Annotated in this window: 13 protein-coding genes; 1 reads left to right on the top strand and 12 read right to left on the bottom strand. The window is 38.1% G+C overall.

Translation table 11 applies throughout. The annotated features are described in order from the left end of the window. Positions 1-400 precede the first annotated feature (400 nt). From pnpS to GD441_RS04070, 7 genes are all read right to left on the bottom strand, one after another. Positions 401-2,182: a two-component system histidine kinase PnpS gene (gene pnpS / locus GD441_RS04100; RefSeq protein ID WP_153123982.1), complete on the bottom strand. Its 1,782-nt coding sequence runs from the start codon at positions 2,180-2,182 to the stop codon at positions 401-403. Next, the gene (locus tag GD441_RS04095) at positions 2,179-2,895 is read right to left on the bottom strand and encodes a response regulator transcription factor (protein ID WP_153123980.1); all 717 of its coding nucleotides are present in this window, start codon (positions 2,893-2,895) and stop codon (positions 2,179-2,181) included. The genes pnpS and GD441_RS04095 overlap by 4 nt, the downstream gene beginning before the upstream one ends. 163 nt (positions 2,896-3,058) lie before the next feature. Further along, positions 3,059-3,532, bottom strand: coding sequence for a MaoC/PaaZ C-terminal domain-containing protein (locus GD441_RS04090; RefSeq protein WP_153123977.1), 474 nt, complete (start codon positions 3,530-3,532; stop codon positions 3,059-3,061). A gap of 89 nt (positions 3,533-3,621) precedes the next feature. Beyond that, positions 3,622-4,563 (bottom strand): malate dehydrogenase, encoded by a 942-nt coding sequence (mdh, locus tag GD441_RS04085; RefSeq protein WP_153123975.1) that lies wholly within the window; start codon positions 4,561-4,563, stop codon positions 3,622-3,624. 123 nt (positions 4,564-4,686) lie between these two features. Next, positions 4,687-5,955 (bottom strand): NADP-dependent isocitrate dehydrogenase, encoded by a 1,269-nt coding sequence (icd, locus tag GD441_RS04080; protein ID WP_153123973.1) that lies wholly within the window; start codon positions 5,953-5,955, stop codon positions 4,687-4,689. A 123-nt stretch (positions 5,956-6,078) separates the two neighbouring features. Next, positions 6,079-7,194 (bottom strand): citrate synthase, encoded by a 1,116-nt coding sequence (citZ, locus tag GD441_RS04075; RefSeq protein WP_153123971.1) that lies wholly within the window; start codon positions 7,192-7,194, stop codon positions 6,079-6,081. Between the two features lie 567 nt (positions 7,195-7,761). Next, positions 7,762-8,220 carry a DUF441 domain-containing protein gene (locus tag GD441_RS04070; RefSeq protein WP_153123968.1) on the bottom strand — a complete coding sequence of 153 codons (459 nt, stop codon included), beginning with the start codon at positions 8,218-8,220 and terminating at the stop codon, positions 7,762-7,764. Between the two features lie 106 nt (positions 8,221-8,326). Here GD441_RS04070 and ytvI point away from each other — a divergent pair, with 106 nt between their 5' ends. Further along, positions 8,327-9,448: a sporulation integral membrane protein YtvI gene (ytvI, locus tag GD441_RS04065; protein ID WP_153123966.1), complete on the top strand. Its 1,122-nt coding sequence runs from the start codon at positions 8,327-8,329 to the stop codon at positions 9,446-9,448. Between the two features lie 37 nt (positions 9,449-9,485). Here ytvI and GD441_RS04060 read toward each other — a convergent pair whose 3' ends face one another. From GD441_RS04060 to accD, 5 genes are all read right to left on the bottom strand, one after another. Next, positions 9,486-9,872: an FxsA family protein gene (locus GD441_RS04060; protein ID WP_153123964.1), complete on the bottom strand. Its 387-nt coding sequence runs from the start codon at positions 9,870-9,872 to the stop codon at positions 9,486-9,488. 158 nt (positions 9,873-10,030) lie between these two features. Then, positions 10,031-11,791 carry a pyruvate kinase gene (pyk, locus tag GD441_RS04055; RefSeq protein WP_153123962.1) on the bottom strand — a complete coding sequence of 587 codons (1,761 nt, stop codon included), beginning with the start codon at positions 11,789-11,791 and terminating at the stop codon, positions 10,031-10,033. Positions 11,792-11,833: 42 nt separating this feature from the next. Continuing rightward, the gene (pfkA, locus tag GD441_RS04050; RefSeq protein ID WP_153123960.1) at positions 11,834-12,793 is read right to left on the bottom strand and encodes a 6-phosphofructokinase; all 960 of its coding nucleotides are present in this window, start codon (positions 12,791-12,793) and stop codon (positions 11,834-11,836) included. A 478-nt stretch (positions 12,794-13,271) separates the two neighbouring features. Then, entirely contained in the window at positions 13,272-14,249 is a 978-nt protein-coding gene (accA, locus tag GD441_RS04045) for an acetyl-CoA carboxylase carboxyl transferase subunit alpha (RefSeq protein ID WP_153123958.1), read from the bottom strand. Continuing rightward, the gene (gene accD, locus GD441_RS04040) at positions 14,243-15,112 is read right to left on the bottom strand and encodes an acetyl-CoA carboxylase, carboxyltransferase subunit beta (protein ID WP_153123956.1); all 870 of its coding nucleotides are present in this window, start codon (positions 15,110-15,112) and stop codon (positions 14,243-14,245) included. The genes accA and accD overlap by 7 nt, the downstream gene beginning before the upstream one ends. Positions 15,113-15,178 lie beyond the last annotated feature (66 nt).

Raw genomic sequence — 15,178 nt, 5'->3', positions numbered from 1 at the left:
TTTTGTTCCCTTCGCCCTTGATGGCCGTATCGCAACCTTTTTCGACTGTTTGTCAAGAGCGATTGCGGACTTGGCTATTCCTGAAATCCTGGCGGAGATGCCTAGAACTAGTTTTTCATAGAACTTTTGACACTACCCTTTTTCACGTTACTCTTTCTTACGATTAGAAGATGAAAAGGTTTCTTTTTTACCATAATTTATTTTACGAATGTTAAAAGAAAGGAGAAAATAAAAGTGATTTCTATGCAAAAAGGCAAGGACGGGGTCATGTCCTTGCCTTTTCTAGGCTCCTTGGATGAAGGGGTCTTCATGAAACATTGTAAACGGTACATGTAAATTGAAGATTATAAATCTGTAAAAATCTTGTTAAGATTTCCCTTTCAATCCATTGCTGGAGCAATCAGTTTGTACTTTTATCTTTACCCGGAAATTTTTTTCTGATTTTCACAAAAAAAGAAGTCCCTTTCCCTGGCGTGCTTTCTACTGAAATCTTTCCTTTATGAGCTTCTACAATGTGCTTAACAATCGCTAGGCCTAGACCAGTACCTCCTGAATTTCGGCTTCTTGCCTTATCAACTCTGTAAAACCTCTCGAATATTCTCGGCAATTCATCTCGTTCAATCCCAATACCTGTGTCTTTTACTTCCACACAGACAAAACCCGCTTCATCCCTAACAATGACCTTTATTTCTCCTCCGTTAGGCGTGTAAGTAATGGCATTGTTAATTAGGTTAATAAACACTTGTTTAAGACGATAGGAATCCGCTTCAACTAGAGCTGGCGCTTTAGGTGTTTCAAGTTGAAAGGAAATGTCTTTATCTTTCGCTTTTTTTTCAAGAATGGCATATGTTTCTTGAAGAAGATTAGAAATATTTAATCGATTTATGTTTAATGAAAACTCTTGTTGTTCCATTTTCGATAGATCAAGTAAATCTTGAATAAGAGTTTGAAGTCGATCACTTTCTTTCAAAATGATGGTCAAAAAATATTCCAGCGTATTTTCATCCTTCATCGCCCCGTCCAATAATGTTTCAGAAAATCCCTTAATGGAAGTGATTGGTGTCTTTAGCTCATGAGACACGTTGGCGACAAAGTCTTTCCTCATCTGCTCAAGCTTTTTTAACTCCGTTATGTCATGAAATACAAGAACAATTCCTTTCCATTCATCATTTGTTCCGATAATTGGTGCCCCGTACACCTCAAAATGCTTTCTTTCTAGCCTTAGAGGCAGAAGCATTTGCTTTTTTACGCTTTTTTCCGTCATGAAAATTTCTTCTATGAGGTTGATGACCTCTTTATGCTCAATAACCTCATAATACAATCGAAATAAAAAATCAGATGGGTTCACTTTGAATAATTGCTTGTACGCCTTATTTATTAAAGTAATATAACCTTTACTATCAATCAATAAAACGCCACTACCTATGTTTTCGATTAATGTGGCAAGACGATCTTGCTGCATTTCTCTAGCTATTTCCATTTCTTGTAGGTTACGGGCCAAAATATTGATAGATGCGCTAAGCATACTCGTATCATCTGAATGTTCCTCGTATGTCCTTACACGAAAATTTCCTTTTGCCAACTCAATCGCCGCATTTGTAGCCGCTTCGATGGGTCTAGTATAGCGCGCAGCAATTCTGCTTCCAACCATTATAATGATCATTAACGATGTACCTAAACTGATAAATAAAATCCACCACATCTGTTGATTAGCCGTTTTGATTTCTTCTATTTCATTACTAATCACTGCATACCCAATAATTTCATCGTTATTTTTGATTGGCATCCAATAGAAATGAAGTTCGTCCCCGTCCTTAATAACCTCATAGCCCTCTTTTCTAGATGAAACGATTTTTCTTAGAGTATCATTATTTAGGGTGGGCGAAGTCTTCCCTATGGTATATGAATTGTATAAAACTTCTTTTTCCATGGAAATGATTGTAAGGCTTGATTCAAAGGTGGAAAAAATATTTTTGGCCTTCCGATCATTTAAAAAGGCTGAAATTCCTCCAATATCTTCAATATAATTAACGATGATACTTAACTCATGCTGTATTCTATTATTAAAGCTGTTAAAATAATAAGTCTTGAAAAACTGCCCAAGTAATATACCTAGACAAAGCATTACGATAATGATTAGAGATATAAAAGTTATAAACAATTTAGATCGGAACCTAATCATTCTCCCTTCGGCTCCTCAAACTTATACCCCAGTCCTCTAATCGTTTTTATATATTTTGGTTTTTTCGTATCTTCTTCGATTTTTTCACGCAAATGGCTAATATGAACATCGACAATTCTCGTATCTCCTGCAAAATCATAGTTCCAAACTGAGCTTAGTAACTGATCTCTAGTAAGAACCCTACCTTTATGTTTTGTCAGATACACGAGCAATTCAAATTCCTTTGGAGTTAACTCCAATTTTTCTTCATGAAAAAACGCTTCATAACGTTCTGGATAAACCTTTAACTTGCCGACTTTAATGAATTCTCCATCATCTACAGCAATATCTGAGTGTTCTTGAGAAAATGAAGAACGTCGTAAAATGGCCTTTACCCTAGCCACTACTTCACGAGGACTAAATGGTTTCGTCATATAGTCATCTGCGCCCAGTTCAAGTCCCAGCACTTTGTCAAATTCGTCGTCTTTTGCTGTTAACATCAGAATCGGAACCATAATCTTTTGTTGTCTTAATAACTTGCAAACCTCTATTCCATCAAGCTTTGGAAGCATTAAGTCTAAAACGATCAAATCTGGTCTCTCTTCTATTGCAATAGTTTTTCCTTCTTCCCCGTCTGAGGCAGTAAGAACCTCGAATCCTGCCTGTTCTAAGTTATACTTCAATAACGTTACGATTGATTGCTCATCATCAACGACTAATACTTTTTTTGACATAAAATCCTCCTGAACCTTATTAACCCCAAAACCGAAGAAGCCTTTTTTTATAATTTCATTATAAATAATTTAATTTCCAACTACAAAATTTTATTCGAAGAGCAAGACAAAAAAAGAGGCCTTCATTAAGCCTCATAAATCAGTAGAATATTCAAAATAGCTATCAAAAGTTTTCCAGCGCTTCACCGTCTGTACCATCTGATGTTTTAGGTGGATATACAACGACCACCCCATTCAGTACCATTTCTTCTTCATTTTCTCCTAAGACAGAAATCGTTACTGAATGTTCTCCAAAATTAACTTCCTTTACTTCAAATAAAAATTTGACCGTAGCATAATGATAAACAGGTTTTACAAACTGAATATCTTGCCTCAAAATATGGCTACCCGGACCTGGAAGATATTTCGAGATTGCTGAAGTGATAATTCCTAAGAGCATGATGTTAGGCACAATAGGTTTTTTAAATGGAGTTAACGAGGCGTAGTCGTGTTGAATATAGAGCGGATTTGCATCATTTGTCAAACCTAAATAAAGGAGAAGGTCCTTATCCTCAATTTTTTCAGTCAATGAAAGCTTTTCTCCTATTTTTATCTCTCCAATTCCTCTACCTAATTTCCTCTTTTTTCCCAATAACATCTTTTACACCTCCGCATCAATTTTTTGGTGTTCGTTATAAAGATGGCAGTGTGAAAAAAATTCGGGAGAAGCTCCCGAATTTTTTCCATTTATGCTAAAACACTCATAACATTTCGAACAGAATCTGCAGATTTAGCAAGTGCTGCTTTTTCTTCTTCTGTCAGTTCAAGTTCGATTACTTTCTCGATACCATTTGCTCCAAGGATTGTCGGAACTCCAAGGTAAAGACCCTCCATACCATATTCTCCTTCTAAATAAGCGATGGCTGGAAGAACACGTCGTTGATCTTTAAGGATTGCTTCCGCCATTTCTACAAGAGAAGCAGCAGGTGCATAATAAGCACTACCGTTTCCTAATAGATTAACAATTTCAGCTCCGCCTTTACGAGTACGTTCAACAATCGCATCTAAGCGATCCTTTGGAATTAGTGTTTCTAAAGGTATGCCACCAGCATAAGAGTATCTTACTAAAGGAACCATATCATCTCCATGACCACCTAAAACGAAGCCCGTTACATCTTTAACAGATATATTTAACTCTTGGGCAATAAAAGTACGGAAACGTGCAGTATCAAGTACACCAGATTGACCGATTACGCGGTTTTTAGGAAAGCCTGACTCTTTAAATACTGTATAAGTCATTGCATCTACAGGGTTTGTTAACACAAGTATGTAACAATCTGGAGAATATTTTACAATTTCTTTTGTTACAGATTTCATGATTTTTTGGTTTGTTTGAACTAGATCATCTCGGCTCATTCCTGGCTTACGCGCGATACCAGCAGTAATAATAACTAGATCAGAATTAGCTGTATCCTCGTAATTAGAAGTACCAATAATGTTTGCATCAAACCCTTGTACCGGGCTAGCTTCTAACATATCTAATGCTTTACCTTTTGTAGGATTTTCCATTTGTGGAATGTCTACAAGTACAACATCTCCAAGCTCTTTTTGTGCTGCTAAAAATGCAGTTGTTGCTCCAGTAAAGCCACCGCCAATTATAGAAATCTTTTTCCGTTTTAAAGTTGTCATTTTTCTTTCTCTCCTCCATTCTTCCATGTGAGATTCTTATGTAACGAAGAGTGACTTATTCAATTTCCCTTTAAATGGTTTTTCATCTTTAAGCCACTCTTCTAGGTAACTAAGACCAATATTTTATAAATTTTTGATCAACTCATCTGCAAATTCAGAGCACTTAACCTCTGTTGCACCATCCATTAAGCGAGCAAAATCATAAGTTACTACTTTAGAAGAAATGGTTTTTTCAACAGATTCTATTATCAATTTTGCCGCTTCATTCCAGCCGAGATGTTCAAGCATTAATACCCCTGAAAGTAGAACAGAAGAAGGGTTTACCTTGTCTAATCCCGCATACTTTGGAGCGGTTCCGTGAGTAGCTTCAAAGATCGCATGACCAGTTTCATAGTTAATGTTTGCTCCTGGCGCGATTCCGATTCCACCAACTTGAGCTGCAAGAGCATCTGAGATATAATCTCCATTCAAGTTCATGGTTGCAACAACATCAAATTCTTTTGGACGAGTTAAAATTTGCTGTAAGAAGATATCAGCAATCGAATCTTTAATAATGATTTTCCCTTCAGCTTCTGCAGCTGCTTGTGCTTTGTTGGCAGCTTCAGAGCCTTCAGCTTCTTTAATACGATCATATTGTGCCCAAGTGAACACTTTATCACCGAACTCTTTCTCAGCAAGCTCATAACCCCAGTTTTTAAAGGCTCCTTCTGTAAACTTCATGATGTTTCCTTTATGTACCAATGTTACAGATTTACGACCTTCTTTGATTGCATAGTTAATGGCTGCACGGACTAAACGTTTTGTTCCTTCTTCAGAAACTGGCTTAATACCAATACCAGAAGTTTCTGGGAAGCGAATTTTAGTAACACCCATTTCATTGCGTAGGAAGTCAATCACTTTTTTCACTTCTTCAGAGCCTTTTGCGTATTCGATCCCCGCATAAATATCTTCTGTATTTTCCCGGAAAATAACCATGTCAGTGTCTTCCGGACGCTTAACAGGGGATGGTACACCGTCAAAATAACGAACGGGGCGTAAGCAGACGTATAAATCTAATTCTTGGCGTAATGCTACGTTCAAGGAACGAATTCCTCCACCAACAGGAGTCGTAAGTGGACCTTTAATAGCAATCAAATATTCTTTTATTACATCTAATGTTTCTTGAGGGAGCCATTCACCTGTTTGGTTAAATGCTTTCTCACCTGCAAGTACCTCTTTCCAAACTATGGCCTTTTGTCCATTATATGCTTTTTCAACAGCTGCCTCTATAACACGGGATGCAGCTGCCCAAATGTCTGGCCCAATTCCATCACCTTCGATAAATGGAATGATCGGGTTGTTTGGTACATTCAATACACCATTTGTAACTGTAATTTTTTCACCTTGACTCATACTATACCCTCCAATTTCAATATCAAAGGTTAGAAGGCTCACTACAAATGGACGAAACCTCTAACCTTATTATTTCTATTAATATAAATCTACTATATATTCTATCTTTTTAAAAAATATTTTTTATCGCTGCTCGATCGGAACATATTTTTGCATTCCAGGACCTGTATATTCAGCACGAGGACGAATCAAGCGATTGTTTTCATATTGCTCTAAAATATGTGCAAGCCAACCGGAAGTACGGCTTACTGCAAATATAGGTGTAAATAAATCATGATCAATGCCTAGGCTGTGATAGACAGATGCTGAATAGAAATCTACGTTTGGCGGAAGTGGTTTTTGAGATGTCACAAGTTCTTCAATACGAACAGACATATCATAGTATTGTGACTGTCCGGTCAAATTCGTTAACTTTTCTGACATTTTCTTTAAGTGCTTAGCACGAGGGTCTCCGTTTCTGTATACGCGGTGACCAAATCCCATGATTTTTTCCTTATTTTGCAGCTTTGTTTGGATGTAGTTATCAACATTTTCAAGAGAACCAATTTCAGTTAACATCTTCATTACGGCTTCGTTAGCTCCACCATGAAGAGGACCTTTTAATGCACCAATTGCAGCGGTAATACCGGAATAAATATCAGATAGTGTTGCAACACATACACGAGCTGTAAACGTTGAGGCATTAAGCTCGTGATCAGCATGAAGTACTAATGCCTTGTTAAATGCCTCTTCTTCAATAGGTGACGGATCTTTACCACTAAGCATATAAAGGAAATTAGCAGCAAAGCTCAAGTCTTTTCTTGGAGCAACCGGCTCAAGCCCTTTCCTAATACGAGCAAAAGCGGTAACAATAGTAGGAATTTTTGCTTGCAGGCGAATAGCTTTACGATAATTAGATTCCTCATCCATTTGATCTGCTTCCTCATCATATAACCCCAACAAAGAAAGTGCAGATCGAAGCGCACCCATTGGATGCACCTTCTTGATCGGATACATCTTAAAATGATCTAGAAACTCTTTTGGCAGACTCATATTCTCAGCCAGCTGAGCAGTAAGTTCTTGTAGCTCAAGCTTATTAGGCAAGCGACGGTGCCATAGTAAATAGATTACTTCTTCAAAGCTCGCATTCTCAGCCAAATCGTCGATATTGTATCCAACGTACGTCAAAGTATCATCAATGATTGAGCTGATTGATGAAGTTGTAGCTACAATTCCCTCGAGACCTCTTGTTACTGTCATACACTATCTCTCCTTTTCTAAAAAATTCCCCTTTACCCATTTAGAAGTATTTGCCAATTTGGCTGAAATGAAACAAACGTGGATAAGCCGTCTGTTCATTTATGTATATGGCGGGCATTTTTTATCTATTTCGCCCTATAATGAAAGCGTTAACAATATAATTGTATAATCAAAAACAAAATTTGAAATTTGTTAACTCTTTCATGTTAACCCTATTTAAAACTATAAAAGCTTTGGTGAGCGGATGCTCATTTTTTCACCGTAATAACTTTATTAACATCAATAAAGTAAATTCTAAAGATAAAGATTAGTATAAAAATAGATTGCGCTTACAAGTCCTATTATAAACAATTATCAGACTTTTGTGAATGAAAAGAAATTAAAATGTGAAAAAATTAATATTTTACCAGAAAAACTAAATAAATCACCTAGTAAATATATCTAAAATTTGAATTTTAAATCCTATAGAAAAAGGCTGATAAAGCTTTGAAGACAAAGTCTATTCAGACTAATTAAATAGAGCCTTTGTCAACAATCTGAAAGCTTTCACTCAGCCTCATCATCCTTTTAATGAAAGAATTCAAAGATTTTCATGGCTAAATAGGCAATCCCTGCACCAATGAGCGGACCTACAGCTACACCTTTAAACAAAGAAACAGCAATGATGGTTCCAAAAACTAGAGCCGCTGTTATATGTGGATCATTCACCAATAAGGTGAGTCCGCTTTTTGCTATTAAAGCAACAGTAATACCTGAAGCTAAGGCAATCCAAGCATATGGAGACCTAATGGCATCTGACAGCTCCTTAAAACCAATCGAACCGCTTGCAATGGGGACAAGAACAGCAATGGTAATGACCGTGACCCCGATATTGATTCCTTTCGCTTGTAAAAACGGAAACACTCTATCGCTAATACCGATTAACTTGATCATTAGAAGAATGGCTGATGCAATCACTAACGAGGTATTTTTTGCAATCAAACCTACAATAACTAATAATAGTAAAAATAAGATCGATCCATTCATACCTTCACCGCCTAAAAAATAAATTTGCATTAGAAAAATGAAACTTTATAAATGAATATTCCGTAGTAAAATAAATACATATGAAAAATTGTTAGGAGGATACAATTTGAATCCCATTTATATTTACCGTCTTGTTCGATTATTTTTCGTGGTCGGTATTGTTGCATTAAGTGCTGTTACGTTATATTACACAGCTAGTGTTACCTACCCATTTATCATAGCTTTAGTCATAGCCTTCCTAATTAACCCACTTGTAGATTTCTTTGAAAAGAAAGCAAGGATGCCCAGGGCTTTAGCCGTAATTCTTTCACTAATCCTAATCATCGGAGTTTTTGTAGGTTTGATCACCTTATTGGTAGCAGAGATTGTTTCCGGTGCCAATTATTTAGCAAATGTTGTTCCGAGACATTTGGAAACACTCATTGATTATATGGAACAATTCATCGGCACGCAAATCCTTCCGATGTATCACAAGTTTTCAGCTTTATTCAATAACTTAGACGCAGGTCAACAAGACACGATTATGTCCAATATCGAAAGTGTGGGGAAAAAAATTGCCACAACGGTTGGGGCGTTTATTCAAAATTTCTTTCATAACATTCCCGTCATTATCGGCTGGTTCCCAAACGTTGCGACCGTTTTAATATTCTCATTACTTGCAACATTTTTTATCAGCAAGGATTGGTATCGACTAAAGGGATTTGCCGGTAGGATTGCTCCTTCTAAAGTAAAGGAAAGCGTCTCTAAAATCTTTGCAGATTTAAAAAGAGCTCTTTTCGGTTTTATAAAAGCCCAGCTAACTCTCATATCCATTACTACGATCATTGTCTTAATCGGATTATTGGTTTTACGAGTAGATTATGCGATTACGATTGCATTAGTTGCAGGGTTTGTTGATATCCTTCCTTATTTAGGTACAGGTGCTGTTTTCGTTCCTTGGATTATCTACGAGGCTGTTGCTGGTGAAATGAACCTTGCCATTGGATTAGGAGTGCTTTATATAGTTGTTCTCGTTCAACGCCAAATCATGGAACCTAAAATTTTGTCCTCAAGCATCGGACTTGATCCACTAGCAACACTTATTTCTCTATTCGTGGGATTCAAGCTGATTGGCTTTCTTGGTTTAATTGTCGGACCTGTTACGCTAGTAATCATTAACACGCTGCAAAGAAGCAACGTTTTCAAAGACCTTTGGAATTTTATCATGGGCAAAAAAGAAGAATTATAATGAAAAGGGTGGCTCATCATTGACGTGCCACCCTTTTTTATCTGATGATTGTGAGGTTTCCTTTGTTGATCATGCTTCGGAACATTCTCTTTATGAATGGTTTTACAACAATCCTAGTAGGAGGTAAAAGCAGAATAAATCCGATGAGATCCGTAATAAAACCAGGAGTTAGCAGCAGGCATCCGCCCACTAAAATACATATTCCGTCAATCAATGCGTCTCCCGGCATTTTTCCATAACTAATCTGCTGCTGTGCTTTACGAATGGTCTCCAATCCTTGCTGCTTTGCTAGATAGGCACCAGCAATCCCAGTAGCGATAATGAGTAAAATGGTTGGAATCACACCAATCGTTTTACCAGAATACAACAATACTCCTATTTCTAAAGCAGGTATGATAATTAAAAAAAGTAAAAGGTATCTCAAATACTCGCCTCCGAAAAATCATAACTTTTCTATATTATACACTGTATGTCCTATATCCAAAAACATTTTCGTTGATTTTGATGAATGAAACAATACCCGAAGGCTGCGCTTGAAGCTAGACAAAAAGAGCCCCCGTATTTGGGAGGCTCTTACTTTCATTATAGAACGCTCGCTCTTCCTTCGTTAATAAAACCGCGAGAAGCATCAACTGTTACTTCTTGTCCTTCTTTTAGAAGTGCCATTGCCCCTTCAGCTCCAACAATGACTGGAATTCCAAGGTTGACTCCGACAACAGCAGCATGGCTTGTGATTCCGCCTTCTTCTGTAACAAGTGCTGCACACTTCTCAATAGCAGGCATCATCTCTTTGTCAGAACCGATTGTGACGAGGATAGAGCCTTCAGTCACTTTCTCCAAAGCTTCTGCAGCGTTCTTCGCCAAAACAACACGACCTGTAGCAGACTTACGGCCGATTCCTTGCCCCTTTATGATCGTGTTTCCAATTACATGGATTTTCATTAAATTCGTAGTGCCCGTTTCTCCTACTGGAACACCTGCGGTAATGACAACAAGGTCCCCATGAGAAACAAGCCCAGAATTCAATCCTTCTTGAATCGCAATTTCAAGCATTTCATCCGTAGAGTTTGCTTTCTGGCCGATTTGCGGATAGACGCCCCATACCAGCGCCAGTCTTCTAGAAACGCGCTCATCTGATGTAACAGCAACGATCGGAGCTTTTGGACGATATTTAGAAATCATTCGTGCCGTATGTCCACTTTCAGTTGGAGTAATAATGGCACTAGCATCGAGATTTAATGTGGTATGTGCTACCGATTGTCCGATTGCATCTGTAATGTTATGTTCGTTATCTTTGCTTCGTATGGACAGAATTTCTTTATGATTTAAGGCTTGTTCTGCTCTAGATGCAATGTTATGCATCGTTTGTACTGCTTCTACCGGATAGGAACCTGCTGCGGTTTCTCCTGAAAGCATGATAGCATCTGTACCATCAAAAATGGCGTTTGCAACGTCAGATGCTTCAGCGCGTGTTGGGCGAGGATTACGCTGCATGGAATCAAGCATTTGCGTAGCAGTTATAACTGGTTTTCCTAGTGCATTACACTTTTTAATCAAATCTTTTTGAACTAATGGAACTTCTTCAGCAGGTATCTCCACTCCTAGGTCTCCACGTGCTACCATTAATCCGTCGGAAACCTCTAAGATTTCATCAATTTTATCGACACCTTCTTGGTTTTCGATTTTCGGAATGATTTGAATATGCGTTGCTTGATGTTTTTCCAGTAGCTCACGAATTTCAAGCACATCCGATGCACGACGAACGAAAGATGCTGCAATAAAGTCAATGCCTTGCTCGATTCCAAATACAATATCCTGCGCATCCTTCTCTGTAATACCAGGTAAATTTACAGAAACTCCCGGTACGTTAACACCCTTTTTATTTTTTAACACTCCGCTGTTTAATACAGTTGTGTGGATTTCTTTATGATCATGGTCAACCTTTGTCACTTCAAGTCCAATTAGACCATCATCAAGAAGAATTTTCGAACCGACGCGTACATCCTCAATTAAACCCTCATAGGTAATCGAGAATTTTTCAGGGGTTCCAAGTACTTCTGTCATTGAAATGATGACATTTGATCCTGCTCTAAGTTCAATTGCATCGTTCTCCATGTTATGAGTACGGATTTCAGGTCCTTTTGTATCAAGTAAAATAGCTACTTGCTTGCCTGTTATTTTTGCTGCTTCTCTAATATTTTTAATTCTGGCAGCATGCTCTTCATGACTTCCATGAGAAAAATTCAAGCGAGCAACATTCATTCCAGCTTCAATTAATTTGCACAGCTTTTCTACCGATTCGCTAGCAGGGCCAATTGTACATACAATTTTTGTTTTACGCATTGTAAGAAAAATCCTCCTTTAATTTTGAAGAAAAACACAAAGTTAAATAGATAGTTCTTGTGAAAGCTTATACATGTTCATATCAATGACATGTTTCTTAGAAAGTGCTTCTATGATATCGTAATCAACCAGCTGATTCTTCTCGATCCCAACAGCACGTCCACCTTTTCCTTCAATTAAAAGCTCAACTGCTCTTGCCCCTAGTCTGCTTGCTAGCACTCGATCGACAGCAGTAGGAGAACCTCCACGTTGAACGTGACCCAGTACGGTTACACGAGTATCAAAATTTGTCATCTCTTCAATTTTCTTCCCAATTTCAACGCCGCTTCCGACACCTTCAGCAACTACGATGATACTGTGTTTTTTGCCTCGTTCGTGTCCGCGCTTGAGTTTTGCAACGATATCCTCCATATTATAATTCTCTTCCGGAATGATAATCGATTCTGCACCTCCTGCAAGACCAGCCCATAAAGCGATATCGCCTGCGTCTCTGCCCATTACCTCAATAACATAGGTTCTTTCATGAGAGGTTGCCGTGTCACGAATTTTGTCAATGGCATCAATCACTGTATTTAAAGCCGTATCAAAGCCGATTGTGAATTCTGTTCCTGGGATGTCATTGTCAATTGTTCCAGGTACACCAACGCACGGAAAACCGCGTTCTGTTAAAGCCTTAGCTCCCATGTAAGAGCCATCTCCACCAATTACAACAAGTCCTTCAATCCCATGCTTTTTCAATTGCTCGATTCCCTTAAGCTGGCCCTCTTCCGTCTTAAATTCAGGACAGCGCGCAGAAAAAAGTATAGTTCCACCACGTTGGATGATGTCACCTACTGAACCGAGTTCAAGCTTACGAATATCTCCATTAATCAATCCTTGATATCCGTGATAAATCCCGTATACTTCAAGATTATGATAAATCGCTTTACGTACGACAGCACGTACGGCAGCGTTCATACCTGGAGAATCGCCACCGCTCGTTAACACTCCTATTCTTTTCATAGCCATCACCTCATATAGTTAATTTCCATTAATGTACATTGCGTATTCCCTCTATGTACTATGAACGAACCATCCGAACGTTATTTTGCCAATTTACCAATAATCATTTATCTTTAGCGTTTGTAAATAGGCAAAATTTTATCCTGTATTTTTCGAGGCTTTCTGTACCATCTGATCAAGGGACCACACAATAAGGTTTATTCTTTTCTGCGTTTTCATTCTAAAATAGTTATTGTGTTTCGTAAACCCTGTTTGTGCAGTTTTTAACAAGTTTCACTTAAAAAATAAGATCTTTTCATGATTTTTTAATATCTTTAGAAGAAAATCCCTTGTAAGCGTTTAGTTTTATGAAAAAGAGTTACATTGATATTTTTCATATTAAACCAATATTTCAGTATCTTACCAATTTATTTAATAAGAAAAACACCACAGTAGCAAGTACTGTGGCAGCACACACAATGTGTATGTATTTTAAAAATTATTTCATTTGACTATATTCTTTATTCACTGAAAACTGTCCAATTTTCCTAAATTTATTATAACGATCTTGGATGAGTTGCTTTTCTTCCTTAGCTAGCAGTTCTTTTAAGGTATCCTTAAGAGTTTTTTCGATTAGTAATGCTTGTTGTTTTAGATCCTTATGCGCACCACCTTTTACTTCTGGTATAACCTCATCAACAACGCCAAGCTCTTTTAAATCTAGTGCAGTAATCCTCATGCTTTCTGCTGCCTTTTTGGCAAGAGTTGCATCCTTCCAAAGAATGGTGGCAGCTCCTTCCGGGGATATGACAGAATAGGTGGAGTTTTCAAGCATATGGATTTTATCGGCTACTCCAAGAGCCAATGCACCACCGCTTCCTCCTTCGCCAATGACAATAGAAATTACAGGAACCTTTAAACCAGCCATCTCAAAAAGATTTTTGGCAATCGCTTCACTTTGTCCTCTTTCTTCAGCAGCTCTACCAGGATAAGCACCTTTCGTATCGATAAAACAAATAACCGGTCGATTGAATTTTTCCGCTTGCTTCATTAATCTGAGGGCTTTTCTATAGCCTTCTGGATGTGGCATACCGAAGTTGCGACGGATATTTTCCTTTGTATCTTTTCCTCTTTGGTGACCAATAACTGTAACAGGCAATCCGTTAAATTTCGCAATCCCACCTACGATCGCTGCATCGTCGGCAAAACAGCGGTCCCCATGACACTCAAAGAAGTCTGTAAATAGATGAGAAATATAATCCAAAGTTGTAGGACGGGCAGGATGGCGCGCGATCTGGACGCGTTCCCAAGGCTTCAAATTTTTATAAATATCGTTTTGAAGCTTTTCAAGCCTTTTTTCAAGCTTATGAATTTCAGAACTTAAATCTACATCTGCATCTTCCGTGATTTTTTTGAGCTCGTCAATTTTTTTACGAAGCTCAACTACAGGACGCTCAAATTCCAATTCTCCTACCATTGCAATTCGCCTCCCGGACGATGGATTTCTAAAATCGTTACCAGTTTCTCCTTCAGTTCGAGTCTTGACACTACAGCATCTAACTGACCATGCTTTAATAGAAATTCGGCTGTCTGAAAATCATCCGGGAGTTCTTCACGAATCGTCTGTTCAATGACACTACGACCAGCAAAACCAATTAATGCTCCTGGCTCTGCCAAGTTATAATCCCCTAACGAAGCAAAACTTGCCGAAACTCCACCGGTTGTAGGATGAGTCATGACGGAGATAATCAGCCCACCATTTTCGCTAAACAGCTTAAGGGCAGCACTTGTTTTTGCCATCTGCATAAGCGATAAAATTCCTTCTTGCATCCGTGCACCACCGGACGCAGTAAAAATAATAAACGGAACCATGAGCTCATGAGCTTTCTCAATGGCTCTCGTAATTTTTTCACCGACAACAGAACCCATACTTCCCATACGGAAATTTGCATCCATAATAGCTATAACAACCTCATGCCCCTCGATTGTACCCGTTCCAGTTAAAACGGCCTCGTTAAGATTCGCTTTAGCTTTATCCTGCTCTAATTTTTCAATATAGTTAGGAAAGTTAAGAGGGTTTCCTGAAACTAAGTCGGAATCCAGTTCTGTAAAGCTATCTTTATCTAATAAACTGTCTAGTCTTTCAAAGGCACTCATTCTATGATGATATCCGCAATGGGAGCAAACCTTTAAATTTTTTAAAAGTTCTTTTGTATACATGATTTTTTTACAGCTTGGACATTTTGTCATAATACCTTCAGGTACATCCTGTTTATCTCTTTCTGATGGGATCGTGGCATATTTTTTCTTTCTAGATTTTGAAAAAAGCTCTTTCAGCAAGAAAAATCCTCCCTTTGTCGTTATATCTCCAAATATTGCCTGTCCTTTTAATGTACATGACACCTT

The sequence above is a fragment of the Peribacillus tepidiphilus genome (assembly GCF_009466385.1).
GTDB classification, from domain to species: domain Bacteria; phylum Bacillota; class Bacilli; order Bacillales; family DSM-1321; genus Bacillus_BN; species Bacillus_BN tepidiphilus.
This window is presented reverse-complemented; position numbering and strand designations above follow the sequence as displayed.

Bases quoted from the DNA above. Each gene is read 5' to 3' on its own strand.
- pnpS (WP_153123982.1), bottom strand. From the start codon at position 2,182: ATGATTAGGTTCCGATCTAAATTGTTTATAACTTTTATATCTCTAATC.
- GD441_RS04095 (WP_153123980.1), bottom strand. From the start codon at position 2,895: ATGTCAAAAAAAGTATTAGTCGTTGATGATGAGCAATCAATCGTAACG.
- GD441_RS04090 (WP_153123977.1), bottom strand. From the start codon at position 3,532: ATGTTATTGGGAAAAAAGAGGAAATTAGGTAGAGGAATTGGAGAGATA.
- mdh (WP_153123975.1), bottom strand. From the start codon at position 4,563: ATGACAACTTTAAAACGGAAAAAGATTTCTATAATTGGCGGTGGCTTT.
- icd (WP_153123973.1), bottom strand. From the start codon at position 5,955: ATGAGTCAAGGTGAAAAAATTACAGTTACAAATGGTGTATTGAATGTA.
- citZ (WP_153123971.1), bottom strand. From the start codon at position 7,194: ATGACAGTAACAAGAGGTCTCGAGGGAATTGTAGCTACAACTTCATCA.
- GD441_RS04070 (WP_153123968.1), bottom strand. From the start codon at position 8,220: ATGAATGGATCGATCTTATTTTTACTATTATTAGTTATTGTAGGTTTG.
- pyk (WP_153123962.1), bottom strand. From the start codon at position 11,791: ATGCGTAAAACAAAAATTGTATGTACAATTGGCCCTGCTAGCGAATCG.
- pfkA (WP_153123960.1), bottom strand. From the start codon at position 12,793: ATGAAAAGAATAGGAGTGTTAACGAGCGGTGGCGATTCTCCAGGTATG.
- accA (WP_153123958.1), bottom strand. From the start codon at position 14,249: ATGGTAGGAGAATTGGAATTTGAGCGTCCTGTAGTTGAGCTTCGTAAA.